This window comes from Rahnella sp. AN3-3W3 (assembly GCF_003263545.1).
Taxonomy (GTDB): Bacteria; Pseudomonadota; Gammaproteobacteria; order Enterobacterales; family Enterobacteriaceae; genus Rahnella; species Rahnella variigena.
In genome coordinates, this window is sequence record NZ_JYDG01000014.1 from 61,350 (window position 1) to 88,349 (window position 27,000).

Genomic DNA, 27,000 nt, shown 5'->3' on the forward strand with positions numbered 1-27,000 from the left:
ACCGGCACGCTCTGTGGCGTTTGGCCGGCAACATTCAGGGATTGATAATAGCGCGCTGGCGCATCACATCTAATAATTGAGGGACCAAATGTGTTACCAATTGTTCACCATCAAGATGCACATCCGGGGTCTGTGGCGGCTGATATTCGGAGTCAATACCGGTGAAGTTTTTCAGTTCACCCGCCCGGGCTTTCTTGTACAAACCTTTCGGATCCCGCGCCTCACAGATAGCCAGCGGCGTATCTACAAACACTTCGATAAACTGACCGTCTTCCAGCAAATCACGCACCATGTCACGCTCGGCGCGGTGCGGCGAGATAAACGCAGTCAGCACGACCTGTCCGGCATCCACCATCAGTTTTGCCACTTCACCCACGCGACGGATGTTTTCACGACGGTCATCGTCAGTGAAGCCCAGATCACGGCACAACCCGTGGCGGACGTTATCGCCATCGAGCAGATACGTGCTGACGCCCTGCGCATGCAGCGCCTGCTCCAGCGCGCCAGCGACGGTGGATTTCCCCGAACCCGAAAGCCCGGTGAACCACAATACGGCACCGCGATGGCCATGCTGTTTCTCGCGATCTGCACGCGTAACCGCGTGCGGATGCCAGACAACATTCTCATCTTTTAACAAAGTGCTGTCTTGTGACGCCATCTTATTTGCCACCCAGCAGGTCGCGCGCGCCCCAGTGCGGGAAGTGACGACGCACCAGACTGTTCAGTTCCAGCTCAAACGCGCTGTATTTATCGGATTCCTGATAAACCTGTTCAACCGCTTCGCGCACCAGACCGGCACCGACGGTGACGTTAGTCAGGCGATCAATAAAGATCATGCCACCGGTGACCGCATTACTCTGGTAGTTATCCAGCACCAGCGGTTCGTCAAAGGCCAGTTCGACCAGGCCGATGCCGTTGAGCGGCAGGTTTTCCACCACACGCTGCGTCAGCGAGTTGATTTCCACCTGATATTCGATGTTTTCCACCCGCGCACGGGCTTTCTTGCCGCCGACTTTGATGTCGTAACTCTGGCCGACACTCAGTGGCTGCTCCGCCATCCACACCACGTCAACTTTGGCGTTCTGCACCGGCTTAACGGTTTCTTGTGCATCCACCAGCGTGTCGCCACGGCTGATATCGCGTTCATCGGCCAGCACCAGCGTAATCGCCTCACCAGCCCAGGCTTCCTGCAAATCGCCATCGAACGTCACAATGCGCGCCACGGTGGATTCCACACCTGAAGGCAGCACTTTAATTTTCTGACCGACACGCACGGAGCCGGATGCCAGCGTACCGGCATAACCGCGAAAATCGAGGTTCGGACGGTTCACATATTGCACCGGGAAACGCATCGGCTGCTGTTCACGGATGTTGATGATGTTGACCGTTTCCAGCACGTCGAGCAGCGTCGGGCCGGTGTACCAGCTCATTTTCTCGCCTGGCGTGGCGACGTTATCGCCTTCCAGCGCAGAAAGCGGCACAAATTTGATGTCCAGATCGGTCGGCAGTTGCTGAGCGAAATCCAGATAATCCTGTTTAAACTGCTCGTAAACTGTTTCGCTGTAATCCACCAGATCCATTTTGTTGACGGCCACTACCAGATGGCGGATCCCGAGCAATGTCGCAATAAAGCTGTGGCGGCGGGTTTGATCCAGCACGCCTTTACGGGCGTCGATCAGTAAGATCGCCAGATCACAGGTCGATGCACCGGTCGCCATATTACGGGTGTACTGCTCATGACCCGGCGTGTCGGCGATAATAAACTTACGTTTCTCGGTGGAGAAGTAACGGTAAGCCACGTCGATGGTAATGCCCTGCTCGCGTTCAGCCTGCAGGCCGTCTACCAGCAAAGCCAGATCCAGTTTCTCGCCCTGCGTGCCGTGGCGCTTGCTGTCGTTGTGCAAAGAAGACAGCTGATCTTCGTAGATCTGACGGGTGTCATGCAGCAGACGTCCGATCAAGGTACTTTTACCGTCATCGACGCTGCCACAAGTCAGAAAGCGCAGCAGGCTTTTGTGTTGCTGAGCGTGCAGGTAAGCTTCGACGCCGCCCTGCTCCGCGATTTGTTGTGCAATTGCGTTATTCATTAGCTGCGGCTCCTCAGAAGTACCCTTGACGCTTTTTCAGTTCCATCGAACCGGCCTGATCACGGTCGATCGCGCGTCCCTGACGTTCACTGGTGGTCGACACCAGCATTTCTTCGATGATCTCCGGCAGCGATTGCGCTTCGGATTCGACGGCACCGGTCAGCGGCCAGCAACCTAACGTGCGGAAACGCACCATTTTCTTCTCGATCACTTCGCCCGGTTGCAGATCAATACGATCGTCATCCACCATCAGCAGCATACCGTCGCGCTCCAGCACCGGACGCGGTGCGGCCAGATACAGCGGAACGATCTCGATGTTTTCCAGATAGATGTACTGCCAGATATCCAGCTCAGTCCAGTTGGAGAGCGGGAACACGCGGATGCTTTCGCCTTTGTTGATCTGGCCGTTGTAGTTGTGCCACAGCTCAGGGCGCTGGTTTTTTGGATCCCAGCGGTGGAAGCGGTCGCGGAAGGAATAAATACGCTCTTTGGCGCGGGATTTTTCTTCGTCACGACGAGCACCGCCGAAAGCCGCATCAAAACCGTGTTTGCTCAGCGCCTGCTTCAGCCCTTCGGTTTTCATGATATCGGTGTGTTTGGCGCTGCCGTGAACGAACGGGTTAATGCCCATCGCCACGCCTTCCGGGTTCTTATGCACAATCAGCTCGAAACCGTAGTTCTTCGCCGTGCGGTCACGGAATTCGTACATTTCACGGAATTTCCAGCCGGTATCCACGTGCAGCAGCGGGAACGGCAAGGTGCCCGGGAAAAAGGCTTTGCGTGCCAGATGCAGCATCACCGAGGAGTCTTTCCCGATGGAATACATCATCACCGGGTTGGCGAATTCAGCAGCCACTTCACGGATGATATGGATACTCTCCGCCTCCAGTTGCCGCAAATGAGTCAGTCGTTTTTCGTCCATAACAGATCCTTTAAGCCAAATTCACAACCGACGGGCGTTGGGTGCCGTCAGTCTCAGGATGATGCCCAAACCATGCCAGTTGCTGATGAAGCGAAACCACTTCACCAATCACCAGTAACGCCGGTGCCGGCGCCTGTTGAGCCAGATGTTCAAGATTATCGAGTGTTCCGGTCAGCACCTGCTGGTCAGAACGCGTTCCCCGTCCGATAACGGCAACGGGCGTATTCGCTGCGCGACCATGAGCGATCAGTTGCTGGCTGATTTCAGCCGCTTTGAGCGTGCCCATGTAAATCGCCAATGTTTGCTGGCCTTTCGCCAGAGTCTCCCACTGCACGCCGTTGTTTTCCGGGCGGCAATGTCCTGTGACAAATATGACGCTCTGCGCGTGGTCGCGGTGCGTCAGCGGGATCCCGGCGTAAGCCGTTGCACCCGCCGCTGCGGTCACGCCCGGCACCACCTGGAAAGGAATGCCAGCGGCCTGCACCGCCTGTAATTCTTCGCCGCCGCGACCGAAAATAAACGGGTCACCGCCTTTAAGGCGGACGACTTTTTTACCCTGCTGCGCCAGTTCGACCAGCAAATGGTTAGTTTCTTCCTGCGCGACAGAATGGCTGCCCGCACGTTTACCGACACAAATCTTGTCCGCATCACGACGCACCAGATCCAGCACTTCTTCGCTGACCAGATAGTCGTAAAGCACCACATCGGCCTGCTGCATCACCTGCAACCCGCGTAAGGTGAGCAATCCTGCATCACCCGGCCCGGCACCGACCAGCGTGACATTGCCGTTATGCGAGATGTCTTCCGCGTTTTCTAACTGTTGTTGCAGCGCCTGTTCAGCTTCTGCGAGCTTTCCCGCAGACGCGAGGCTGGCGAAACGTCCGGCGAACGCATGTTCCCAGAAACGGCGACGCGCGCGCATCGAACTGAACTGCGCTTTCACGTTTTCACGCCAGCGTCCGGCGATATCGGCCATTTGCCCGAGGCTGTTCGGCAGCAACGTTTCCAGCTTTTCACGCAGCATTCTGGCGAGCACCGGCGCTTTACCGCTGGAAGAAATCGCCACGACAATCGGCGAACGGTCGACAATCGAAGGAAAAATGAAAGAGCACTTCGGCTGGTCGTCAACCACGTTAGCCAGCACATGGCGCAGGTTCGCCTGCTCAAACACTTCAGCATTCAGCGCAGCGTCATCAGTGGCGGCAATCACCAGAAACACGTCGTCGAGTTGTTCCGGCAAAAACGCCTGGGCTGACCAGCTGACTTCAGCGGCCTGTCTGCGTTGTTCCAGCTCGGGAGAAAGTGCCTGTGCGACTATCCGTACTTGCGCACCCGCCCGCAGGAGAAGATCGATTTTGCGAGCAGCGACTTCGCCACCACCCACAACCAGCACAGGGCGTTGTTTGAGGTCGGCAAATATTGGTAGATAGTCCACAAAAGCCTTAAATGATTATCAGAATTAATAAACAAACTATACGTGCAGGGAATAATTGATCTGAAATGACGAAAAGGAATGATTAGTTACTAAATGGAATATAGCCCGACAAAAAGAGCGGTTTGGGATAACGGGAAATTGTCTAATCGCCCAGAGAATCGCATACTGTATGCCCCAGAAAGACCGCCATACGCGGCCTGTTGTTTGATTGCCTTCCGGTCGTCTTGACCAGTAAATAAGGATTTTTGGCTATGTTTTCTTTTTCACGCATGACGCGGACACTGCTGGCGCTGAGCCTGAGCTGTGCCGGTTTGGGTCATGCGCTGGCGGCTTCCGCCCCGCTTCCGGCAATGGGCTTCATCGCCAGTCAGCAAATCCGCCATATCGCGACCTATTTCCCGGGGCGCATGGCCGGCAGCCCGGCAGAACTTATCGCCGCGGAATATCTGAATCAGCAGTTCACCAAATTAGGGTATAAGAGCGATTTACGCGGATTCGATACCCGTTATCTTTACACCAGTAGCGCGGGCAAAAAGGACTGGCGGAACATTCACGCCACGTCAGTGATTGCCGCACGTGCCGGTGAAGTCCCGCAGCAAATCATCGTGATGGCGCATTTCGATACTTATGTGCCGCAAAGCGACAGCGATACCAATCACAATCTCGGCGGTTTGACCTTGCAGGGTGTCGATGACAACGCCTCAGGCGTCGGCGTGATGCTTGAGCTGGCCGAACGCATGCAGGCCATCCCGACGCATTACAGCCTGCGTTTCGTGGCGCTCAGCGCGGAAGAAACCGGCACAAAAGGCGCGGAAGATTTCGTGAACCGGATGAGTGCTGAAGAGAAGAAAAATACCCTGCTGGTGATTAACCTGAGTTCGCTTATCACCGGCGACCGGTTGTATTTCAACAGCGGCACTAACACGTCGGTGGCGGTGGAGAAACTCACCCGCGTGCGGGCGCTGAATATTGCGCGCAGCCTGGGTATTCCGGCAGAAAGTCATGAAGGCGCACATTGCTGCGATGGCATCAAAGCGCTGGATGACGCGCGTCTGCCGCTGCTGAATGTCACCGCGACCAACTTTGCGCTCGGTAAGAAAGACGGCGTGCAACAACGTGTGATCACCAGCCACTTCCCGCTGGGCACCACGCGTTATCAGAGCCAGTTCGACAATCTGCAATATCTGGATAAAGCGCTGCCGGGACGCATTGAAAAACGCTCACGGGATACGGTGAAAGTGTTATTCCCGCTGCTGAAGGATCTGGCGAAACCGGCGAAACACGCCTGATTAAATATGGGGAGTTGAGACGTTAATTACAGGAATCCCCTAAATTATTCGGTTTGCAGACAATAAGGCGTAAGCCTTTTTGAACAACGCAAAGCGTTGGCCCCAACGCATCTGCAACCCGAAGTATGACGGGGAATTATTCGTGCAAGCCGCATTCGCGTTTCAAGCCGAAAAATCGCGTGTCTTCTTCTTTCATCCCTTCTTCCCACTTTTTGGTGGTGTGCGTGTCACCGACGGAAAGATAGCCCTGATCCCACAGCGGGTGATAGCTCAGACCGTGTTCTTTCAGATACTGGAAGATCTGACGGTTATCCCAGTCGATGATCGGCAGGATTTTAAACACTCCGCGTTGCACCGCCAGCACCGGCAGATGCGCACGGCTGCCGGATTGCTCGCGCCGCAGACCGGCGAACCAGGTCTGCACGCCGAGCGTCTGAATCGCACGATTCATCGGCTCGACTTTGTTGATGTGATTGTACTTCTCGATACCCCCGACGCCCTGCTCCCACAGTTTACCGTAGCGCGCTTCCTGCCACGCCGCAGAATGTTCCGCGCGGAATACCTGTAAATTCAGGTTCAGCTGTTCGGTTAACGTATCGATGAACTGATAGGTTTCCGGGAACAGATAGCCGGTATCGGTCAGGATCACCGGAATGTCCGGTTTCTGCTGAGTGACTAAGTGCAGACAGACCGCCGCCTGGATGCCGAAGCTGGAAGACAGCGCGAATTCGCCGGGCATATTTTCCAGCGCCCATTGCACACGCTCCTGCGCGGACAGTTTTTCCAGGCTGACGTTAATTTCCGCCAGCGCCATAGATTGTCCGGACTTCGGCAGTTCGTTCAGTTCAGCCAGAGTAAGATTCAGCAAACTCATATTGCCTCCAGGCGGTTATCGCGCTTAGTCATAAAAGTCGCGTGCAGGATCCAGCACCGGCTTAATGATCCCGGCGCGGATCACGAAGTCACCAAAGCCTTCACCGGTTTCGCGCTCTTTCGACCAGCGTCCGACCAGTTCGTCAATGATGCTCAGGATCTCAGCATCAGAAATGTTTTCACGGTACATGCGCGGAATACGTGTTCCGGCGCGGTTACCGCCGAGGTGCAGGTTGTAGCGGTTCATCGCTTTACCCACCAGACCAATTTCAGCCAGCAACGCACGGCCGCAGCCGTTCGGACAACCGGTCACACGCAGAACGATGTGTTCATCGCCCACGCCGTGACCGTGCATGATGCCTTCTACTTTGGTCACAAACTCAGGCAGGAAACGTTCCGCTTCCGCCATCGCCAGCGGACAGGTCGGATACGACACACAGGCCATCGAGTTTTTACGCTGCTCGGTGATGCCGTCGTCAATCAGGCCGTGATTACGCGCCAGGGTTTCGATAGCGTCTTTGTCTTTTTCAGCGACACCGGCCACGATCAGGTTCTGGTTAGCAGTAAGCCTGAAATCGCCTTTATGGATCTTAGCAATTTCTGCCAGTCCGGTTTTCAGCGGTTTGCCCGGATAATCGAGAATACGGCCATTTTCGATAAACAGCGTCAGGTGCCATTGTTTGTCGATGCCTTTCACCCAGCCGATGCGATCGCCGCGACCGGTAAATTCGTAAGGACGAACATCGCCAAACTGAATGCCTGCGCGTTTTTCAACTTCGGCTTTGAATACCGGCACGCCGACGCGTTCCAGCGTGTATTTAGTTTTGGCGTTTTTACGGTTGGTGCGGTTACCCCAGTCACGCTGCGTGGTCACCACCGCTTCGGCAACAGCCAGCGTGTTCTCCAGCGGAATAAAGCCCAGTTCGCTGGCAGTACGCGCATACGTAGCTTTATCACCGTGTGCGATAGAAAGCCCGCCGCCGACCAGCACGTTAAAGCCGACCAGTTTGCCGTTATCGGCAATCGCCACGAAGTTCAGGTCGTTGGCGTGCAGGTCCACATCATTCTGCGGAGGAATAACCACCGTCGTTTTGAATTTACGTGGCAGATAGGTCGCGCCCAGGATCGGCTCTTCGTCGGTGGTTTCGACTTTTTCCTGATCCAGCCAGACTTCGGCGTAAGCGCGGGTGCGCGGCAGCAAGTGTTCGGAGATTTTCTTCGCCCACTGATACGCTTCCTGATGCAGTTCAGACTCCACCGGATTCGAGGTACACAACACGTTACGGTTAACGTCGTTGGCGGTCGCCAGTGCATCCAGACCGAGTTTATTCAGTAACTGATGCACCGGTTTTACGTTCGGTTTCAGAATGCCGTGGAACTGGAAAGTCTGACGGTTAGTAATACGAATGCTGCCGTACAGTGTGCTGTCTTCAGCAAATTTATCGATGCCCAGCCACTGCGATGGCGTCATCACGCCGCCCGGCAAACGGCAACGTAACATCATGGCATGACGCGGTTCCAGCTTCTGCTCAGCGCGTTCCGCACGGATATCACGGTCATCCTGCTGATACATGCCGTGGAAGCGGATCAACAGGAAATTGTCCCCGTTGAAGCCACCGGTCAGACCGTCTTTTAAATCCTCAGTGATAGTCCCGCGCAGGAAATTACTTTCCTTCTTCAGGCGTTCGGCGTCAGCCAGCGGAGCATCGACGATCAGCGGGCCCGGACCGGGATTGAGTTCACTCCACAACTTATTGCTCATAATTTTTTCACTCATAACTTTATGCCCAAAATCATTCGAGTTGCAGGCAGGCGGCAACTGAAGGAATCCCGATGAGCTGACTCAAGTCAGTGATTCGGGTGACTGAAGGAAGCCAACGCCCCTGCAATTAGAAGGATGCAGGGCATTAGTAGACGTCGCGCTGGTAACGGCGATCAAGACGTAATTCACTGAGATATTCGTCAGCAGTTTCCAGATCCATCACACCGTATTCGGCGATGATTTCCAGTAACGCCTGCTCTACGTCTTTCGCCATACGGTTGGCATCGCCGCAGACATACACGTGCGCGCCTTCCTGCAACCACTGCCAGACTTCCGCACCCTGCTCACGCAGTTTGTCCTGTACGTACACTTTTTCTGCCTGATCGCGTGACCATGCCAGAGAGATATGGGTCAGCAGGCCGTCTTTCACGTAACGCTGCCACTCGACCTGATACAGGAAATCATCGGTAAAGTGCGGGTTGCCGAAGAACAGCCAGTTTTTGCCGGTGGCGCCGTCGTTATCACGCTGCTGAATAAAGGCGCGGAATGGCGCAATGCCGGTGCCGGGTCCTATCATAATGACCGGTGTTTCCGGACTGGCCGGCAGGCGGAAGTTGTCGTTATGTTCGATAAAGACTTTCACTTCGCCGTCTTCTTCCAGACGGTCGGCCAGATAGCCGGAAGCACCGCCGGTACGCGCACGCCCGTCGATGTCGTAACGCACCACGCCCACCGTAATGTGTACTTCAGATTCGGTTTCCGCCTGTGAAGAGGCAATCGAATACAGACGCGGCGTCAGCGGACGCAGTAAATCCACCAGTTGCTGGGCATCCAACTCAGTCGGCGCACGGCGTACCATGTCGGCGAACGGCACGGTCTGCGCGTATTGCTGCAACGCAGGCTTATCCGCCAGCAGACCGGTCAGATGTTCGTCGCGGCAAAGCGCGGCGTATTTCTCGATAATCGGCGTGGTGTTCTGAGTCAGCTCGATGTGATGTTGCAGCGCTTCTGAAAGTGACAGTTTTTTATCGTTCACTTCGACGATTTCATCGCCTTTCAGCCACAGCAGCTCGACGATTTCCTGCACCAGTTGCGGATCGTTTTCAAACCAGATCCCCAGTGCATCGCCCGGCTGGTAACGCAGGCCGGAATCACCGAGTTCGATTTCCAGATGACGCACATCTTTGTCAGAATCACGGCCGGTAATTTTCTGATTAACAGACAGCGTCGCCGTCAGCGGCGCTTCTTTGGTGTAAGGGCTGCTGTCGACCTGATTAACACTGCCCGCCAGCGTCGGCGCGGGTTGTGCGCCTACATCAGCCGGAACGCGCTGTTTCAGTACATCGACAATGCGCTTACGCCAGTTTTCAGCGGCTTCTTTATATTCCACATCAGCATCAACGCGATCTAACAGACGTTCTGCGCCGAGCTCACCCAGACGGGTATCAAAGTCTTTACCCGCCTGACAGAAGAATTCGTAGGACGTGTCGCCCAGTGCAAACACCGCAAAAGCGGTGTCTTTCATTTGCGGGGCTTTTTTGGATTGCAGGAATTTATGCAACGCGACCGCTTCTTCAGCCTGTTCGCCTTCGCCCTGCGTGGAGGCCACGATCAGCAACAGCTTTTCCTGACCAATTTGTTTGAATTTATAGTCACCGGCATTCACCAGGTTGACGTTAATTTTCGCAGCCGTCAGATCATCGCGTAACTGTTCCGCGACACGACGGGCGTTACCGGTTTGCGAAGCAGAAATCAGGGTGACCGACGCAGAAACCTGCACCGGTGCCGGAGCGGCCACTGCGCCCGGTTGCTGATTGACCATTCCCCAGAAATAGCCGGACAACCAGGCCATCTGAGTCGGCGAATAATCACCTATCGCCGATTGAAGGCGAGCCATTTGCTCGGGGGTCAGCGGGAGCAGTGAAATTGGAGGTGCCTGAGTCGTCATCGCGGTACGAATTCCCTTATGCAGAAGCAAGTCATCAATCCGGCCTCCGGCGGCTTATTCTGTGTGAGTACGCGCGGGAAAGACCTTTTAGAAGATGTAGGTTAACGAGCCGGATAATAACAATTAAAGAAGTGATGGAAATAATAAATAACCAAAATGACTAAGAGGATTTAGAGGTAAGTTCTATCTGAAAAAGTGGTAAGCGAAGATTTTTATCGTACTGAAATCGCTAAAAAAAATATCATCAGTTTATTTGTTCATCGCCAAGTTGCGGGCGCATAAAGAAAAACACCGCCGGAGCGGGGTGATGATTTTTTTTCAGGCAGGCGTTCGCACAGACGTTTTCAGAGATGGAAAGCGTTGTGCTGCTCAAACCAGGCAAACTGCCCTGCGGCAAACACCGACATTTTACTGCCGCTGTGGCCGACATCTGACAAGTCCATAAAGTGCCAGTTAAACGGCGTGTTGTTCTGTTCGGCGCGTTGCTGCGACGTGGTGAAATAGCTTTCGGCGCGCTCCAGACGGTTGGTGCCCTGCGCCATTGCCTGTTTGGATTTACGCAGCAGGCGGTTTTCCGGATCATCATCTTCTGCACCCACGGCAATCAGCACCGGTTTGGCGAAGTAATCATTCAGTTGCTGCTGACTGACCGCGACCGGCGCTTCACGCAGACCGTAAGGCCAGCGCTGATCGGTATCCGGCAATGTCCACCAGCCTGCCGCCGCACAGACCGCCGCTTTGACATTCGGCTCCGGCAATAACGTCAGCATACGATGGACAAACTGGCAGCCCGCGCTGTTGCCAAACAGATAATATTGCTTCTGCTGAGTGATGCCCTGCTTTTGCAGCGTGGTAAACACGTTATCGACAATGCTGAACGCCCACTGAGATTTCGGCAAACGATGATGGGTTTTGCTGTCGGTCAGATTACCCAGGTTATAGCCCGCAGCGCCGGGGAAATCCTGCTCGCTGAAATGCGGCACGACCACGCGCAAATGATACTGATCGGCAACGGTCATCCAGTCATTCCGGTAAGTGGCAGCGTTACGATCCACGCCCGTCATCACCATCACCACCGGCGTCGTTTCATCGGCACCGACCGGCTGATAGGTGAAAACTTCCAGCGGCTTTTTACCGCCCGCCAGAGGAATATGCATCACGCCCGACCCCTGCGGGAAAACCAGAGGGGTTTTGCCTGCCGGCGCTTTGGCGACCGAGGCTTTCGCCGCAGCCGGCGCCGGTTTGGCCGCAGCCGGCGCAGCATCCTGAGCGGGTGCCGTAGTTTCAGCCTGCACGCTGGCAGAGAACAACAGCGCCAGAACAGCGCAACGAAGCACAGTAATCATTCACTATCTCAACAGGTTAGTTTCTACCGGCTCACTGTATGTCAGCAATGCGGGCGGAGTAAAGAGAGTAAAAGTCAGGATTTGGTGAAGAAAAGCGCAGTGAAGTCATGGCACGTAAGCCGGTATTCCGGTACTATGCCGCGTTTTTTCGAGCAACGAGACTGCCTCATGACCACCACATTATTTAAAGATTTTCAGTTCGAAGCCGCCCACCATTTACCGCATGTGCCTGCCGGGCATAAATGCGGACGGTTGCATGGCCACTCTTTCACCGTTCGTTTAGAAATCACCGGTGAAGTGGATCCGCATACCGGCTGGGTGATGGATTTCGCCGATCTGAAAGCCGCGTTTAATCCGACTCTGGATCGTCTCGATCACTATAATCTGAACGACATTCCGGGCTTAGAAAACCCGACCAGCGAAGTGCTGGCCGCGTGGATCTGGAGCGAGATGAAACCTAAGCTGCCACTGCTCAGCGCCGTGCGCGTCAAAGAAACCTGCACAGCGGGTTGCGTATATAAAGGTTAATTCAGCATATCTCTTATGCTATGTTCAGATACTTATGTGTCTGCATTGAAAGCCGCCAGTTTCTTGCAATGCAGGTCGCAATGCACAGTCTGGTGGCTTCTTCTTTTTGACTGATTGGCTGCAGGGCAATAATCCGCGCTTTGCTGTCAGTCAGCGTTTCCAGCAGGGCATCCAGAGCGTCGATATCACGCTGACGCGCCACCGGATGTTTCACTTCATCAGCACGTTTCAATGCCTGCGGCAGAATGTCGTACCCGCCACGCATATTCACTTTCGGGGAAACGGTCACCCAGGTATTCACCGAGCAACGGACTTCATGCGTGCCGCTGGTTTCAATCTGGCAGCTGAATCCGTTCTTTTCCAGCAATGACGTCAGTTCAGTCAGATCGTAAATGCACGGCTCGCCGCCGGTGATCACCACGTGACGCGCGGTGTAGCCTTGCTGCGCGATCACCTCGAGCAGTTGTTCGGACGTGGCATTGCCCCAGGCGTCACTCTCTTCGGTTTTGACCAGAATGCGCTGCATATCGACTTCCCGATCGGCAATTTTATCCCAGGTGTGTTTGGTATCGCACCAGCTGCAACCCACAGGACAGCCTTGCAGGCGAACGAAAATCGCCGGCACGCCGGTAAAATAGCCTTCCCCTTGCAGGGTTTCGAACATCTCATTAATCGGGTACTGCATCAGTTTCTCAGTCATCTCTAAAAAAATCAGCGCGCATTATCGCAGACAACAGCCGCTGCGCCAAATACAGGCCGCAACGGGAGTATGTGCAAAAATGTTTATGAGCGCAAAGAGCGGATGGCGTCAGTAAAGCGTTGCGTGATCTGCTGCGGGCGGGTAATTGCCCCGCCGACCACAACAGCATGCGCCCCGAGCGCTAAACATCGCGCCGCCATTTCTGGTGTATCCACGTTTCCCTCGGCAATGACAGGCGTCGTGCACTGCGCCAGCACCTGTCGCAGGAAGGCGAAATCGTCATGCCAGAGTTTGCTGCCCTGCGTTTCCTGAGTATAGCCGTGCAATGTTGTACCGATACAATCAAAGCCTAAAGCCTGTGCGTTTTGTGCTTCTTCTAAGGTCGCGATATCCGCCATCAGCAACAGGGACGGAAACTCTTTACGAATGTGTTGCACCAGCGCCGCAAGTTGCAATTCCCCCGGACCGCTGATGGAACGTGGCATCCATCGCGATCATCTCTGGCGCGACGGCCATCAGCTCGCGCACTTCCTTCAGGGTCGCGGTGATATAAACATCGCTTGCCGGATAATCCCGCTTGATGATGCCGATAACCGGCAGCGGAACGGTAGCGCGAATGGCTTTCACATCAGCAACACTGTTTGCGCGGATCCCCGCGGCGCCGCCCTGCAAAGCAGCAAGCGCCATGCGGCTCATAATAAAATCGCTGTGCAGCGGTTCGTCATCCAGCGCCTGACAGGACACGATCAACTGTCCCCTGACGGTCGTTAACATTGACTGGTTCATACTCCCAACATCTCCTCAATTTCATTTTTAATAATCGTCACGTGCGGTCCGTAAATGACCTGAATGCCGTTTCCGCGTATCAGCACGGCACGCGCCCCGCTCGATTTCAGCTTGTTTTCATCGACTCCGGCGGCCTGATGGACGCTGATACGCAAACGCGTTGCACAGCAATCCAGCTCCGCGATATTGGCCGCCCCGCCCAGTGCGTCGATAATGAGTCCGCCGCGATCGGTCACCACGCTATCCTGCTGAACGTCAGCCTCATCACGTCCCGGCGTTTTGAAGTTGAAGCGCCTGATGAGATAACGGAAAGAGAAGTAATAAAGGGCAAACCACGGCACACCGACCAGCGGGACGTACATCCAGTGCGTTTTGCTTTCGCCCTGTAAAACCCCGAACAGGATGAAATCGATAAAGCCGCCGGAGAAAGTCTGTCCGATGGTGATCTGCAAAATGTGGGCAATCATGAACGCCAGACCGTCGAACACCGCATGCAGGACATACAGCATCGGCGCGACAAACAGGAACGAGAACTCGATGGGTTCGGTGATCCCGGTCAGGAAGGAAGTCAGTGCCGCCGACAGCAACAGCCCGGCGACGCGCTTTTTATTCTCAGGCCGCGCCGTGTGGTACATCGCCAGACACGCGCCCACCAGACCAAACATCATGGTAATGAAGCGCCCGGACATAAACCGTGAAGTGCCGATATAAAACTGCTGCGTATTGGGATCTGCCAGCTGGGCAAAGAAGATCCGCTGCGTGCCTTCCACCAGATGTCCGTTGACCACGTCGGTGCCACCGAGTGCGGTGGTCCAGAAAGGCAGATAAAAAATATGATGCAGGCCGAACGGGCCGAGCATACGCAGCACAAAACCGTAAATGAAGGTGCCGAGGTATCCCGTCGCATCCACCAGCCCGCCCATGCCAAAAATCACTTTCTGGAAGTGTGGCCAGATGAAGAACATTACCGCTCCGACGACAATAGCCGCAACGGAGCTGATGATCGGCACAAAACGGGAACCGCCAAAAAAGCCGAGAAACTGCGGTAATTCGATTTTGTTATAGCGCTGATGCAGCCACCACGTCACGAGCCCAGTCACCACGCCGCCGAACACGCCGGTTTCCAGCGTCTGGATGCCCAACGCCATTCCCTGTCCTGCGGCACTGAGATTAGTCGTGGCAAGCTGCCCTTTGAGGATCAGGATGGCGTTGATGGTGGCGTTCATCACCAGATAGCCGAGCAACGCGGACAAGCCCGCAGTACCTTTATCACTGCGCGCCAGTCCGACGGCGACGCCAACGGCAAACAGCACCGCCAGATTGGCAAAGACGATCGAACCTGCACTGGCCATGACGGTGAATATTGCCTGCAAGACCGGGATATTTAAAAACGGATACGCCGCCAGCGTATTAGGGTTAGAAAGCGCCCCGCCAATTCCCAGCAGCAATCCGGCTGCAGGCAAAATAGCGATGGGCAACATGAATGATTTGCCAAACTTCTGGGCTCTTTCGAACCATGCCCCGCCCCCTGAACCATTAAAAATCGACATGAGATGACTCCGCGTTGTGTTGTTGTGATAATTATTTTCACCACACTATATAATTAAAATAATAATTACCATCAAATGCACGGCGTTATCCATACGGAATTCTTCTGGCGTTAACTGCGTCACATCAGCCAAACTAGTCAGGTCAATTATTCTGAGGAGAGCCGAGTGAGTCAGACCAAGGAAACAGGCACGCTGTTACTGCGAATGCGTCAGGGGCTGGAGAATTACAGTCCGACTCTGCATAAACTGGGCAGCTATGTACTCGAGCAGCCACAGCGCGTGCTTTACCTGACCATCACTGAGCTGGCGCGTGAGAGTGATACCAGTGAAGCCAGTGTCACGCGGCTTTGTCGCCAGCTGGGTTGCAAAGGGTTTACCGAATTTAAGATGGGCCTGGCGCTGGAGACGCGGCAAAATCCGTCGTCACCAGCGGCACAAGGAAATGACGACGTTCAGACGCTGATTGAAGACAGCATCACCGCGCTGCGTGATACCGGAAAACTGCTCGACCGTCAGGTGCTGGCGGACGCGGCATCGCACATCCATAACGCGCGCTCCGTTCAGGTGTATGGTGTCGCGGCCAGCGCGATCGTCGCGGACTATCTGGGCTATAAATTGCTGCGTCTGGGTAAAACGTCGCAGTGTTTCGCCGATATGCACCGCGCGGCGATGAATGCCGTGAGTCTGGACGACCGGGATATTGTGGTGGTGATTTCCAGCTCAGGTTCAACGAAAGATGTATTGCACGCTGCCGCACTGGCGAAGCGTCAGGGCACCACCGTTATCGGCATCAGTAATACGCTGCGCAGTCCGCTTTCCTCGCTGGCCGATATTTTACTGGTGGCTGCCAAACCCGAAGGTCCGCTGACGGCGGGATTACTGACGTCAAAAGTTGGCGGGATGTTACTGGTGGAATTACTGATCAATCAGCTGTTAACGCACTCCCCGGATTATCTGCAGGCCAGCGAACACAGTGCGAGCGCCACGCTTTCTTTATTGCTGTAAGCCGATGATATCCGCATCGTTCTCTGAATTGCGGACATAAAAAAACCCGCCGGAGCGGGTTTTTTAAGAAAGCGTTACGGGGCAGTAATTACTGACCTTTAACTTCTTTCAGACCGTTGAACGGAGCAGGAGTACCCGCAGCCGCCAGCGCTTCTTCGATACGGATCAGCTGGTTGTATTTAGCAACACGATCAGAACGGCTCATTGAACCGGTTTTGATCTGGCCAGCAGCAGTACCTACAGCCAGGTCAGCGATAGTCGCATCTTCAGTTTCGCCTGAACGGTGAGAGATAACGGCAGTGTAGCCAGCGTCTTTCGCCATTTTGATCGCAGCCAGAGTTTCGGTCAGAGAACCGATCTGGTTGAATTTGATCAGGATGGAGTTAACGATGCCTTTGTCGATACCTTCTTTCAGGATTTTGGTGTTAGTAACGAACAGATCGTCACCTACCAGCTGGATTTTGTCGCCCAGAACTTTAGTCTGGTAAGCAAAGCCAGTCCAGTCAGACTCGTCCAGACCGTCTTCGATAGACACGATTGGGTACTGTTTAGTCAGGTCTTCCAGGAAGTGAGTGAACTCTTCAGAAGTGAACGCTTTGTTGCCTTCGCCAGCCAGAACGTATTTGCCATCTTTGTAGAACTCAGATGCCGCACAGTCCATCGCCAGAGTGATGTCTTTACCCAGTTCATAGCCAGCAGCTTTAACCGCTTCAGCGATAACAGCCAGAGCTTCTGCGTTAGAACCCAGGTTTGGCGCGTAGCCACCTTCGTCACCAACAGCAGTACCCATGCCTTTAGATTTCAGAACTTTAGCCAGGGTATGGAACACTTCAGAACCCATACGGATGGCTTCTTTCAGCGTTTTAGCGCCAACAGGCTGGATCATGAACTCTTGAATATCAACGTTGTTATCAGCGTGTTCGCCGCCGTTGATGATGTTCATCATAGGCAGTGGCATAGAGTATTTGCCTGGGGTGCCGTTCAGTTCTGCGATGTGAGCGTACAGTGGCAGACCTTTAGAAGCAGCAGCCGCTTTAGCAGCAGCCAGGGAAACAGCCAGAATCGCGTTAGCACCGAAGTTAGATTTGTTTTCAGTACCGTCCAGGTCGATCATGATTTTATCGATGTTAGCCTGGTCTTTCGCGTCTTTACCGGTTACAGCCTGAGCAATAGGACCGTTAACCGCAGCAACGGCTTTCAGTACGCCTTTGCCCAGGAAACGGGATTTGTCACCGTCACGCAGTTCCAGCGCTTCGCGGGAACCGGTAGAAGCACCAGATGGCGCAGCAGCCAGACCAACAAAACCACCTTCCAGATGAACTTCAGCTTCTACGGTCGGGTTACCACGGGAGTCGATGATTTCACGGCCGATAACTTTAACGATTTTAGACATTAAGATTTCCTCAGTACAAGTTAACTAAAGCTTCAGACAAGAGATGCGCCAATGGCGCATCTCTTCCCCGGTATTTTATTTTACCTGACGCTTCTGATACTCACCGGCAGCCTTCACAAAGCCTGCAAACAACGGATGACCATCACGCGGCGTTGACGTAAATTCTGGATGGAACTGGCAAGCCACAAACCACGGATGGTTAGGCAGCTCGATGATTTCCACCAGTTGCTTATCGCCAGAGCGACCGGCTACGCGTAAACCTGCGGCTTCGATTTGTTTGAGCAGCATATTGTTCACTTCGTAACGGTGACGATGGCGTTCAACTATTGTCGGCTCGCCGTACATCTCACGAACCAGGCTACCGTCGTTCAGGTGGCATTGCTGCCCGCCTACACGCATGGTACCGCCTAAATCACTGTCTTCGGAACGTACTTCGACGTTACCTTCTTCATCACGCCATTCGGTGATAAGTGCAACCACCGGGAACTTACAGTCTGGCACAAATTCGGTGGAGTTGGCGTTCTCCATACCCGCAACGTTACGGGCGAACTCAATCAGTGCAACCTGCATACCCAGACAAATGCCCAGATAAGGGATGTTGTTTTCACGTGCATAGCGCGCCGTCGCTACTTTCCCTTCTACACCACGGTAGCCGAAGCCGCCCGGGATAAGGATTGCGTCCAAGCCTTTCAGCACTTCGACACCACGGGTTTCGACATCCTGAGAGTCGATAAGTTTAATGTTCACGGTCAGACGATTTTTCAGGCCGCCGTGTTTGAGCGCTTCAATCACAGATTTATAGGCATCTGGCAGCTCAATGTACTTACCGACCATACCGATGGTGACTTCGCCGCCCGGATTGGCTTCTTCGTAAACAACCTGTTCCCATTCGGACAAGTTAGCTTCCGGCGCGTTGATGCTGAAACGTTTACAAATATAGTCGTCGAGACCCTGAGATTTCAATAGGGCCGGGATTTTATAAATAGAATCAACATCTTTAAGAGAAATAACTGCTTTTTCCGGCACGTTACAGAACAGTGCGATTTTCGCACGTTCGTTGGCAGGCACTGCGCGGTCTGAACGGCAAATCAGCACGTCTGGCTGGATACCGATAGACAGTAGTTCTTTTACAGAGTGCTGGGTCGGTTTGGTTTTCACTTCACCGGCAGCAGCCATGTAAGGCACCAGCGTCAGGTGCATGTACAGCGTGTGCTCGCGGCCCACTTCCACTGCCATCTGACGAATTGCTTCCAGGAACGGCAGGGATTCGATATCACCGACAGTACCGCCAATTTCAACCAGCACGACATCGTGGCCTTCGCCGCCTTCAATGATGCGTTCTTTGATGTTGTTGGTGATGTGCGGGATAACCTGAATGGTTGCACCGAGATAATCGCCACGGCGCTCTTTGCGCAGCACGTCGGAATAAATACGGCCCGTGGTGAAGTTGTTGCGGCGGGTCATCTTGGTGCGGATGAAACGCTCGTAGTGACCCAGATCGAGATCGGTTTCAGCGCCATCTTCGGTAACGAAGACTTCGCCGTGTTGAGTTGGGCTCATCGTACCCGGATCCACGTTGATATACGGGTCCAGTTTCATGATGGTCACGTTGAGGCCACGGGCTTCGAGAATAGCCGCCAGGGAGGCTGCGGCAATGCCTTTACCCAGAGAGGATACGACCCCGCCGGTCACAAAAATATAATTAGTTGTCATGCTGAACCTGAGAGGTTAGGTTTAAAGATGATGGAGTAACCAAGACGGGAAAACAGTATACCGGAACCTTGTGTGCGCCACAAATAAACGTTTTGCTGTCCATCATCGTTTTCCTTAGCGTCAGTTCAGAAGGGTTAACCCTGCCAGCCCTTTTCTTTCATTCTTTCAAAAACAATCAGTTAACTTCAGAAAAGTGCTGAGTTGCTCGCATGAACCACTAAAACATCTTAGATATCAATTTGTTGAACTTTACTGCTCTCAGATCAGCCGGTTAAGCACTGAATGACACTGAGCTTAACCGTTTCAGCAGATCCAGATCTTGTTTCCGATCAAAGTCGGAGAGCTAACTCAGGCTTCCGATTTTTTCACCTGCTGCCAGGCGTCTTCCATCTGCTCAAGTGTAGCTTCTTCCATGTTTAAGCCTTTCCCGCGGATAATCTCTTCAACATGCCGGAAACGACGCTCAAACTTGCGGTTGGCGGCCTGCAGCGCATCTTCGGCTTTATGGCCCAAATGACGGGAAAGATTCACCGTCGCGAACAGCAGATCACCGATTTCCTCACCGAGCTTTTCTTCGTCGATAACTGCCTGACGCGCTTCAAACATCACTTCGTCGATTTCTTCATACACTTTGTCGAGCACCGGCCCGAGCGTGGTCCAGTCGAAACCAACATTCGAACAGCGTTTCTGAATTTTGTGCGCTTTCATCAGCGCAGGCAGTGCGGAAGGAATGTCATCCAGCGCCGAATGCAGGGATTTCTCCGCCCGTTCCTGCGCCTTACGCGCTTCCCATTTCACCAGCACATCTTTGCTGCTGGCGTCTTTCGACCACGCCGCTTCAGTGCCAAAAATTTGCGGATGGCGGCGCTCTAATTTGTCTGAAATGGCATTGCAGATGTCGTCAAACTCAAACAGACCCTGCTCGCTGCCCATCTGCGCGTAAAACACCACCTGAAACAGCAGATCACCCAGTTCGTCGCGCACATCGTCGTAATCTTTGCGGGCGATGGCGTCCAGCACTTCGTAGGTTTCTTCCAGCGTGTACGGGGCAATGGTGTCAAAAGTTTGCTCTTTATCCCACGGGCAACCGGCTTGCGGATCACGCAGGGTTTTCATAATGGTGAGCAGGCGTTGCAAAGAAGAATCGGTCATGGGATCTGTCCGTTTTAAAATAGAGGAGTCAACAACATAAAAGAAAAGGCCCGACTGGCGGGCCTTATAAGCGTTTGATCAACTGCCGTGAAGTCGCTTGGCTTCAATCACATCCGGCAACTGGTTCAGTTTGGCGATCACGCGTCCCAGAACCTGCGGGTTGTAGATTTCGATATCCATATCGATTGTCGCCAGTTGCTGACGTGTATCGCTGCGGCTGGCAACGCCAAGCACGTTCACTTTTTCGTTAGCCAGAATGGTGGTGATATCACGTAGCAGGCCGCTGCGGTCGTTGGCCACCACGCGCACTACCAGCGAATAACCGCTGGAGTAGCTTTCGCCCCACACGGCGTCTACCACGCGTTCCGGCGCATTCGAGCGTAAATCTTCCAGCTGATCACAGTCGGCACGATGGATTGAAATCCCGCGACCCTGAGTGATGTAACCGACGATCTCATCGCCCGGAATCGGCTGGCAGCAACGCGCAATGTGGTGCATCAGATTACCGACGCCTTCGACGACGACGCGACCATTGTCTTTGGTACGGGTCGGTGGCGGCGTGGTTTTCTGCGTCAGCTGGCGCAGCGCTTCTTTATCCAGTTCTTCCGCACTCGGCTTTTTCAACTGAGATTGCAGGAAGTTGACCATCTGATTGATGCGGATATCGCCGTTACCGATGGCCGCCAGCACTTCATCCAGCGAGTTGACGTTGTAGCGTGGCAGCAGCAGTTTCTCGGCATCTTTGATGCTGATATCCAGTCTGTCCAGCTCGTCATCGAGGATTTGTTTACCGGCAATAATGTTCTTATCGCGATCCTGTTTACGGAACCAGTTTTGAATTTTCGAACGCCCGCGGCTGGTCGTGACGTAACCAAGACTCGGGTTCAGCCAGTCACGGCTTGGGTTCGCGTGCTTCTGGGTGATGATTTCAATCTGATCGCCCATCTGCAACTGGTAGGTAAACGGCACGATACGCCCGCCAATTTTCGCCCCGATACACCGGTGACCGACATCGCTGTGGATGTGGTACGCGAAGTCGAGCGGCGTGGAGCCCATCGGCAGATCGATAACGTCGCCTTTTGGCGTAAACACGTACACGCGATCGTCAAAGACCTGGCTGCGCACTTCGTCGAGCATTTCGCCCGAATCGGCCATTTCTTCCTGCCACGCGATAAGTTTACGCAGCCACGCAATGCGACCTTCGTAACCACCGCTGCGGCCACCGGCCACGGCAGTACCTTCTTTGTATTTCCAGTGCGCGGCGACGCCCAGTTCGGCATCTTCATGCATCTGGCGGGTACGGATCTGCACTTCCAGCGTTTTACCGCGCGGCCCTAACACCACGGTGTGAATCGACTGATAACCGTTTGGTTTCGGGTTGGCGACGTAATCGTCAAACTCATCCGGCAGATGGCGGAAATGGGTGTGCACAATCCCTAAGGCGGCGTAGCAATCCTGCAAACGTTCCACCACGATACGCACAGCGCGCACGTCGAAGAGTTCGTCGAAGGACAGGGATTTTTTCTGCATCTTGCGCCAGATGCTGTAGATATGTTTCGGGCGGCCATAGACATCAACTTTGATGCCCTCTTCCGCCATCGCATTTTTAACCGTCGAGACAAAATCGTCGATGTACTGCTCACGGTCGATACGACGTTCGTGCAGCAGTTTGGCGATGCGTTTGTATTCGTCAGGATGCAGATAACGGAAGCAGAAATCTTCCAGCTCCCATTTCAGCTGACCGATACCCAGACGGTTGGCCAGCGGCGCGTAGATATTGGTACATTCTTTCGCCGCCAGAACGCGTTCTTCTTCCGGCGCATCTTTTACTTCGCGCAGGTGTGCGATACGTTCGGCAAGTTTCAGCACCACGCAGCGGAAATCTTCCACCATCGCCAGCAGCATTCGGCGGACGTTGTCCACCTGCTCGGAGGCCATGGAGTCATTTTGCGTGGCTTTCAGCTGGCGGATGGCGTCCATATCGCGCACGCCGTGCACCAGATCGGTGATGCCTTTGCCGAACTGTTGGGTCAGGGTATCTTCATCGATGATGCCGTCATCAACCAGCGGGAACAGCAGCGCCGCGCGCATACTGTCGTTATCCATGCTGAGGGTCGAGAGGATTTCAACCATCTCGAGGCCGCGCCACAGCAGCAGCGAGGCGTCAGGATGGCCCTGCGTTTGTTGCTCGCAGTAGCGCCAGGTTTCGGCTAAACGCTCACATGATTGCTGGCTGGACAGTCCTAAACTGTTGATCCAGTCGTCGAGTGCGAACTCGCCAGCTGTGTTCAGATGTGCACTTCTTACCGCAACCATACCCTCTCCCTACGTTTCTGACACAACGCCTGTGTCAGACGGGTTGATAAACAGAGCCATCGATTCAAGGTGCCCGGTGTGCGGAAACATATCCAGCATACGTACCTGAGCCAATCGATAGCCCGCCTCCAACAAAATTTTACTGTCCCGCGCCAATGTTGTGGGGTTGCATGACACATACACCACACGCGCCGGGGCCAGCTTAACGATATGCGCCATCACGCCAGCAGCGCCGCCCCGGGCCGGATCCAGCAAGATTTTATTGAAGCCTTGCGCCGCCCAGGGTTGTTTACTGACATCATCTTCCAGATTCTCGTGGAAGAAAGAGGCATTTTCCAAGCCATTATTTCGGGCATTATCTTGCCCATTCGCCACCAGTGTAGCAACACCTTCGACGCCGACAACCTGCTTAGCTCTTTTTGCCAGCGGAAGAGTGAAATTCCCCATCCCGCAGAACAAATCCAGCACGCGATCTTCCGGCGTCAGTTCCAGCCATTGCAAGGCCTGTGCCACCATTTGCTGGTTAACCGCGTCATTCACCTGAATAAAATCGCGCGGACCAAATTTCAGATTCAGACCGTCAATCTGATAATAAGGTGTTTCACCGCATAAACGTTCCAGCGTATCGCTGTCAGGCGCCAGGAAAATCGTCAGCTGATGTTGTGCGGCAAAGGTGGTCAGGCGTGCGCGATCGGCTTCACTGAGCGGATCAAGATGGCGCAGTACCAGCAACGGACCGTTATCCGCCAGCACCAGTTCCAGATGCCCGAGACGTTTTGCCGCCGACAACGACGACAGACATTCCTGCACCGGCACCAGCAGTTGCTCCAGTTCAGGCCGCAGAACAGGACATTTGGTGATGGCCACCAGTTCGTTTGAGCCTTCCTGACGGAAACCCATCACCAGCGGACCGTTCGCCGTTCCCGCTTTACGCCCCGGTTTAACGCCGGCGATTTGTAATCCCAGACGCGCGCGACGGCGGTAACCGTATTGCGGACCGGCAATCACCGGCTGAGGATCCGCCTGAACGCCGGTTTCCCGCGAAATCAGGCGCAACAGTGATGCCGATTTGCTGCTCTGTTGCAGCGCCTCACTGGCATGTTGTTGCTGACAACCGCCGCAGACCGAATAGTGCGGACAAACCGGTTTCACACGATCGGCGCTGGTGGTCAGCAAACGTTTCAGCCGCCCTTTGGCGTACTTACTTTTATCTTCTGTTAAAGTGACTTCTGCCTGTTCACCGGGCAGTAAACCACTGACAAACAAGGCTTTGCCGTTGTGGCGCGCCACACCCTGCCCGAAAGCATCAAGGTCGGTCGCGGTCACAGTTATCGTTTGCCGGGTCGTCACGCGGCGGTTCGGAGAGTAGAATTGAGCCATTATTGTCGATTACACGCTGGTTTATTAAGCTTAGCTGGAGCTAATTCTCCCACATTGGAACCCCATGACCAAATATAGCCTTCGCGCAAGGATGATGATCCTGATTCTGGCACCGACATTAATGATCGGTTTGCTGCTCAGCACCTTCTTTGTGGTCCATCGCTACAACGAATTGCAGAATCAGCTGACGCAAGCCGGAGCCAGTATTATCGAGCCTCTGGCGGTCGCGAGCGAATATGGCATGACGTTCCGGGAACGCCAACCGGTTCAGCGCCTGATCAGCCGCCTGCACCGCAATCATTCGGATATTGTGCGCAGCATCACCGTGTATGATGGCGACAATAAATTGTTTGCCAGTTCCACAACGCAGCACGACGGCAGTCCGTTGCAGGTCAAACGCGTTGAGGATATTCCCCGCGAACTCACCAAGGAACGCTCCGGTGATGTGCTTATTTTACGCACGCCCATTCAGGCTGAAAACCACACGGAAGCCGACGATGATTCTTTCAGCGCATCACCGAATCATCAGTTAGGTTACATCGCCATTGAGCTGGATTTACGCTCGGTCAAACTGGCGCAATATCAGGAAGCGTTTGTTTCCACTATGTTGCTGTTGTTATGTCTGGGGATCGCCACCCTGTTCGCCTATCGCCTGATGCGCGATGTCACCGGTCCTATCCGCAATATGGTGAATACCGTTGACCGTATCCGCCGCGGGCAGCTCGACAGCCGCGTGGAAGGCAACATGCCGGGCGAACTGAGCATGCTGAAAAACGGCATTAACTCGATGGCAATGTCGCTGACGGCGTATCACGAAGAAGTGCAGCAGAACATCGATCAGGCGACGTCAGATCTGCGCGAAACCCTCGAGCAGATGGAAATCCAGAACGTCGAGCTGGATCTGGCGAAAAAGCGTGCGCAGGAAGCGGCGCGTATCAAATCCGAATTCCTGGCCAATATGTCCCACGAGCTGCGTACGCCGCTCAACGGCGTGATTGGTTTTACCCGTCAGACGCTGAAAACCCCGCTGTCGCCAACGCAGGCGGATTACCTGCAAACCATTGAACGTTCCGCTAACCATCTGCTGACCATCATTAATGACGTGCTGGATTTCTCAAAACTGGAAGCCGGCAAACTGGTGCTGGAGCATATTCCCTTCTCGCTGCGTGAAATGCTCGATGAAGTGGTGATTTTGCTGGCGCATACCGCCCACGATAAAGGGCTGGAACTGACGCTCAACGTCCACAACAATGTGCCGGAAAACGTGCTGGGCGATCCGATGCGCATGCAGCAAGTCGTCACTAATTTGCTTGGAAATGCGATTAAGTTCACCGAAACCGGCAATATTGATATCAACGTGGAACTGCGTTCTCAGAACAATTTGCAGGTTGAACTGGAAGTGCAAATTCACGACACCGGCATCGGGATTTCCGAGCGTCAGCAGTCGCAGTTGTTCCAGGCTTTCCGTCAGGCAGACGCCAGCATTTCACGCCGTCACGGCGGCACCGGATTAGGGCTGGTCATCACCCAGCGTCTGGTTAAAGAAATGGGCGGCGATATCAGTTTCTACAGCCAGATCAACCGCGGCTCGACGTTCTGGTTCCACGTCACCCTTGAGCTGAATGAAAACCGCCACATCACGCCGGTTTCCATGAGTCATCTTGAAGGTAAACGTCTGGCGTATGTCGAAGCCAATCCGGCGGCAGCAAAAGCCACGATGGAAATCCTGCAAGCCACGCCGCTGGATGTCACGCACCGCACGACAATTGCAGCGCTTCCGGAAACCCATTACGACATTATGCTGTGCAGTATTCCGGTGAACCCCGATGTGACGCTGTCCGATTACGACGGCAAACTGCAAAGAGTGTTCAGCATGACACAGCATCTGTTGCTGGCACTGCCAAGCCAGTTCCAGGTGGATGCCGAAGAGCTGAAACGGCGCGGCGTCGAGGCTTGTCTGATTAAACCGATGTCGAGCATCCGTTTACTGCCGTTATTGCTCAAAGAACAGCAGGCGTCGGTGCGGGTGATTAACAATGATGAGAACAAAACGTCGCGTCTGCCGCTGACCGCAATGGCGGTGGATGACAATCCGGCCAACCTCAAACTGATTGGCGCGCTGCTGGAAGAATTAGTGGAAACCACCGTGCTGTGTCACAGCGGTGAAGAAGCGATTGAAGTCGCGCGTCACACGGATCTCGACATCATCCTGATGGATATTCAGATGCCGGATATCGACGGTATCCGCGCCAGTGAAATCATTCATCAGATGGCGCGCCATGCCAAAACGCCGGTCGTGGCGGTCACGGCGCACTCGCTGAGTGGCGAACGCGAGCAATTGCTGAAACTGGGCATGGACGATTATCTGTCTAAACCGATTGATGAAAGTATGCTGAAAAACGTGCTGTCACGGCATCAGACTCATCAGGCGCAGCTGGACTCTCCGTTGCAGTCCGGAGAATCCCTCGCGCCGATCAGCACGCTCGACTGGCAACTGGCGCTGAGTCAGTCGGCCAATAAAGTGGCGCTGGCGCAGGATTTACTGCAAATGCTGGTGGAATTCCTGCCACAGGTGGCTGAACGCGTGGAGGCGGTAACGCGGGGCGAACCGGACGACGACATTTTGGCGCTTATTCACAAACTGCACGGCAGTTGCAGTTACAGCGGCGTACCGCGTCTGAAACAGCTGTGTTTCTACATTGAACAACAGTTGCGACAGGGCGTCAGCGTGGAAACACTCGAACCTGAATGGTTTGAACTGCTTGATGAAATAGACAACGTGAAGCGCGCTGCGCTGGCCTATTTACCTAAGTAG

At 54.2% G+C, this 27,000-nt stretch carries 19 protein-coding genes and 1 pseudogene; 4 read left to right on the plus strand and 16 right to left on the minus strand.

Going from position 1 to position 27,000, the window contains the following annotated elements; all coding sequences use genetic code 11:
- Nucleotides 1-34: 34 nt before the first annotated feature.
- The 4 genes from cysC to cysG are packed head-to-tail and all read right to left on the minus strand — an operon-like array spanning nucleotide 35 to nucleotide 4,444.
- Nucleotides 35-658, minus strand: a complete 624-nt coding sequence (gene cysC / locus UC15_RS06775) for an adenylyl-sulfate kinase (protein ID WP_112287717.1) — start codon at nucleotides 656-658, stop codon at nucleotides 35-37.
- A 1-nt stretch (nucleotide 659) separates the two neighbouring features.
- Nucleotides 660-2,087, minus strand: coding sequence for a sulfate adenylyltransferase subunit CysN (cysN, locus tag UC15_RS06780; RefSeq protein ID WP_112287718.1), 1,428 nt, complete (start codon nucleotides 2,085-2,087; stop codon nucleotides 660-662).
- Between the two features lie 13 nt (nucleotides 2,088-2,100).
- Complete coding sequence (cysD, locus tag UC15_RS06785; RefSeq protein WP_112287719.1) at nucleotides 2,101-3,009, minus strand: sulfate adenylyltransferase subunit CysD; 909 nt, start codon at nucleotides 3,007-3,009, stop codon at nucleotides 2,101-2,103.
- Nucleotides 3,010-3,019: 10 nt separating this feature from the next.
- Nucleotides 3,020-4,444 carry a siroheme synthase CysG gene (gene cysG, locus UC15_RS06790; protein WP_112287720.1) on the minus strand — a complete coding sequence of 475 codons (1,425 nt, stop codon included), beginning with the start codon at nucleotides 4,442-4,444 and terminating at the stop codon, nucleotides 3,020-3,022.
- Nucleotides 4,445-4,695: 251 nt separating this feature from the next.
- Here cysG and UC15_RS06795 point away from each other — a divergent pair, with 251 nt between their 5' ends.
- A complete protein-coding gene (locus UC15_RS06795; protein WP_112287721.1) occupies nucleotides 4,696-5,733 on the plus strand; it encodes an aminopeptidase in 1,038 nt (345 codons plus the stop codon).
- A 136-nt stretch (nucleotides 5,734-5,869) separates the two neighbouring features.
- Here UC15_RS06795 and UC15_RS06800 read toward each other — a convergent pair whose 3' ends face one another.
- The 4 genes from UC15_RS06800 to UC15_RS06815 all read right to left on the minus strand — a co-directional run bounded on the left by UC15_RS06800 (nucleotide 5,870) and on the right by UC15_RS06815 (nucleotide 11,662).
- Nucleotides 5,870-6,607: a phosphoadenylyl-sulfate reductase gene (locus UC15_RS06800; RefSeq protein WP_112287722.1), complete on the minus strand. Its 738-nt coding sequence runs from the start codon at nucleotides 6,605-6,607 to the stop codon at nucleotides 5,870-5,872.
- A gap of 24 nt (nucleotides 6,608-6,631) precedes the next feature.
- Complete coding sequence (cysI, locus tag UC15_RS06805; RefSeq protein ID WP_112287754.1) at nucleotides 6,632-8,368, minus strand: assimilatory sulfite reductase (NADPH) hemoprotein subunit; 1,737 nt, start codon at nucleotides 8,366-8,368, stop codon at nucleotides 6,632-6,634.
- A gap of 145 nt (nucleotides 8,369-8,513) precedes the next feature.
- Nucleotides 8,514-10,316, minus strand: coding sequence for an NADPH-dependent assimilatory sulfite reductase flavoprotein subunit (gene cysJ / locus UC15_RS06810; RefSeq protein WP_112287723.1), 1,803 nt, complete (start codon nucleotides 10,314-10,316; stop codon nucleotides 8,514-8,516).
- 344 nt (nucleotides 10,317-10,660) lie between these two features.
- Entirely contained in the window at nucleotides 10,661-11,662 is a 1,002-nt protein-coding gene (locus UC15_RS06815; protein ID WP_112287724.1) for a hypothetical protein, read from the minus strand.
- 168 nt (nucleotides 11,663-11,830) lie between these two features.
- Between UC15_RS06815 and queD the strand changes: the two genes are divergently transcribed.
- The gene (gene queD, locus UC15_RS06820; protein ID WP_112287725.1) at nucleotides 11,831-12,190 is read left to right on the plus strand and encodes a 6-carboxytetrahydropterin synthase QueD; all 360 of its coding nucleotides are present in this window, start codon (nucleotides 11,831-11,833) and stop codon (nucleotides 12,188-12,190) included.
- 13 nt (nucleotides 12,191-12,203) lie between these two features.
- Here the strand turns inward: queD and queE are convergent, their stop codons facing one another.
- The 3 genes and pseudogenes from queE to UC15_RS06835 form a co-directional block, all read right to left on the minus strand.
- Nucleotides 12,204-12,875: a 7-carboxy-7-deazaguanine synthase QueE gene (gene queE, locus UC15_RS06825; protein WP_112287755.1), complete on the minus strand. Its 672-nt coding sequence runs from the start codon at nucleotides 12,873-12,875 to the stop codon at nucleotides 12,204-12,206.
- 98 nt (nucleotides 12,876-12,973) lie between these two features.
- Nucleotides 12,974-13,664, minus strand: a pseudogene (locus UC15_RS06830) (N-acetylmannosamine-6-phosphate 2-epimerase).
- Between the two features lie 8 nt (nucleotides 13,665-13,672).
- Nucleotides 13,673-15,226, minus strand: coding sequence for a PTS transporter subunit EIIC (locus UC15_RS06835; protein ID WP_112287726.1), 1,554 nt, complete (start codon nucleotides 15,224-15,226; stop codon nucleotides 13,673-13,675).
- Nucleotides 15,227-15,430: 204 nt separating this feature from the next.
- On the opposite strand from UC15_RS06835, the gene UC15_RS06840 reads away from it, so the two are divergent.
- Nucleotides 15,431-16,231 (plus strand): MurR/RpiR family transcriptional regulator, encoded by an 801-nt coding sequence (locus UC15_RS06840; RefSeq protein WP_198659676.1) that lies wholly within the window; start codon nucleotides 15,431-15,433, stop codon nucleotides 16,229-16,231.
- Between the two features lie 88 nt (nucleotides 16,232-16,319).
- On the opposite strand, the gene eno is transcribed toward UC15_RS06840, so the two are convergent.
- From eno to rlmD, 5 genes are all read right to left on the minus strand, one after another.
- Nucleotides 16,320-17,624, minus strand: coding sequence for a phosphopyruvate hydratase (gene eno / locus UC15_RS06845; protein WP_112287728.1), 1,305 nt, complete (start codon nucleotides 17,622-17,624; stop codon nucleotides 16,320-16,322).
- 75 nt (nucleotides 17,625-17,699) lie between these two features.
- Nucleotides 17,700-19,337: a glutamine hydrolyzing CTP synthase gene (pyrG, locus tag UC15_RS06850; protein WP_013573994.1), complete on the minus strand. Its 1,638-nt coding sequence runs from the start codon at nucleotides 19,335-19,337 to the stop codon at nucleotides 17,700-17,702.
- A gap of 348 nt (nucleotides 19,338-19,685) precedes the next feature.
- The gene (gene mazG, locus UC15_RS06855) at nucleotides 19,686-20,489 is read right to left on the minus strand and encodes a nucleoside triphosphate pyrophosphohydrolase (protein WP_112287729.1); all 804 of its coding nucleotides are present in this window, start codon (nucleotides 20,487-20,489) and stop codon (nucleotides 19,686-19,688) included.
- Between the two features lie 78 nt (nucleotides 20,490-20,567).
- Nucleotides 20,568-22,805: a GTP diphosphokinase gene (relA, locus tag UC15_RS06860; protein ID WP_112287730.1), complete on the minus strand. Its 2,238-nt coding sequence runs from the start codon at nucleotides 22,803-22,805 to the stop codon at nucleotides 20,568-20,570.
- Between the two features lie 9 nt (nucleotides 22,806-22,814).
- Nucleotides 22,815-24,185: a 23S rRNA (uracil(1939)-C(5))-methyltransferase RlmD gene (gene rlmD / locus UC15_RS06865; protein ID WP_112287731.1), complete on the minus strand. Its 1,371-nt coding sequence runs from the start codon at nucleotides 24,183-24,185 to the stop codon at nucleotides 22,815-22,817.
- Between the two features lie 64 nt (nucleotides 24,186-24,249).
- Here rlmD and barA point away from each other — a divergent pair, with 64 nt between their 5' ends.
- On the plus strand, nucleotides 24,250-27,000 hold the full coding sequence (gene barA, locus UC15_RS06870; RefSeq protein ID WP_112287732.1) for a two-component sensor histidine kinase BarA: 2,751 nt from the start codon (nucleotides 24,250-24,252) through the stop codon (nucleotides 26,998-27,000).

What these genes read in the sequence shown, in the direction of transcription:
- cysC (WP_112287717.1), bottom strand. Translation starts at nt 658, where the DNA reads ATGGCGTCACAAGACAGCACTTTGTTAAAAGATGAGAATGTTGTCTGG.
- cysN (WP_112287718.1), bottom strand. Translation starts at nt 2,087, where the DNA reads ATGAATAACGCAATTGCACAACAAATCGCGGAGCAGGGCGGCGTCGAA.
- cysD (WP_112287719.1), bottom strand. Translation starts at nt 3,009, where the DNA reads ATGGACGAAAAACGACTGACTCATTTGCGGCAACTGGAGGCGGAGAGT.
- UC15_RS06795 (WP_112287721.1), top strand. Translation starts at nt 4,696, where the DNA reads ATGTTTTCTTTTTCACGCATGACGCGGACACTGCTGGCGCTGAGCCTG.
- UC15_RS06800 (WP_112287722.1), bottom strand. Translation starts at nt 6,607, where the DNA reads ATGAGTTTGCTGAATCTTACTCTGGCTGAACTGAACGAACTGCCGAAG.
- cysI (WP_112287754.1), bottom strand. Translation starts at nt 8,368, where the DNA reads ATGAGCAATAAGTTGTGGAGTGAACTCAATCCCGGTCCGGGCCCGCTG.
- cysJ (WP_112287723.1), bottom strand. Translation starts at nt 10,316, where the DNA reads ATGACGACTCAGGCACCTCCAATTTCACTGCTCCCGCTGACCCCCGAG.
- UC15_RS06815 (WP_112287724.1), bottom strand. Translation starts at nt 11,662, where the DNA reads ATGATTACTGTGCTTCGTTGCGCTGTTCTGGCGCTGTTGTTCTCTGCC.
- queD (WP_112287725.1), top strand. Translation starts at nt 11,831, where the DNA reads ATGACCACCACATTATTTAAAGATTTTCAGTTCGAAGCCGCCCACCAT.
- queE (WP_112287755.1), bottom strand. Translation starts at nt 12,875, where the DNA reads ATGCAGTACCCGATTAATGAGATGTTCGAAACCCTGCAAGGGGAAGGC.
- UC15_RS06835 (WP_112287726.1), bottom strand. Translation starts at nt 15,226, where the DNA reads ATGTCGATTTTTAATGGTTCAGGGGGCGGGGCATGGTTCGAAAGAGCC.
- UC15_RS06840 (WP_198659676.1), top strand. Translation starts at nt 15,431, where the DNA reads ATGCGTCAGGGGCTGGAGAATTACAGTCCGACTCTGCATAAACTGGGC.
- eno (WP_112287728.1), bottom strand. Translation starts at nt 17,624, where the DNA reads ATGTCTAAAATCGTTAAAGTTATCGGCCGTGAAATCATCGACTCCCGT.
- pyrG (WP_013573994.1), bottom strand. Translation starts at nt 19,337, where the DNA reads ATGACAACTAATTATATTTTTGTGACCGGCGGGGTCGTATCCTCTCTG.
- mazG (WP_112287729.1), bottom strand. Translation starts at nt 20,489, where the DNA reads ATGACCGATTCTTCTTTGCAACGCCTGCTCACCATTATGAAAACCCTG.
- relA (WP_112287730.1), bottom strand. Translation starts at nt 22,805, where the DNA reads ATGGTTGCGGTAAGAAGTGCACATCTGAACACAGCTGGCGAGTTCGCA.
- rlmD (WP_112287731.1), bottom strand. Translation starts at nt 24,185, where the DNA reads ATGGCTCAATTCTACTCTCCGAACCGCCGCGTGACGACCCGGCAAACG.
- barA (WP_112287732.1), top strand. Translation starts at nt 24,250, where the DNA reads ATGACCAAATATAGCCTTCGCGCAAGGATGATGATCCTGATTCTGGCA.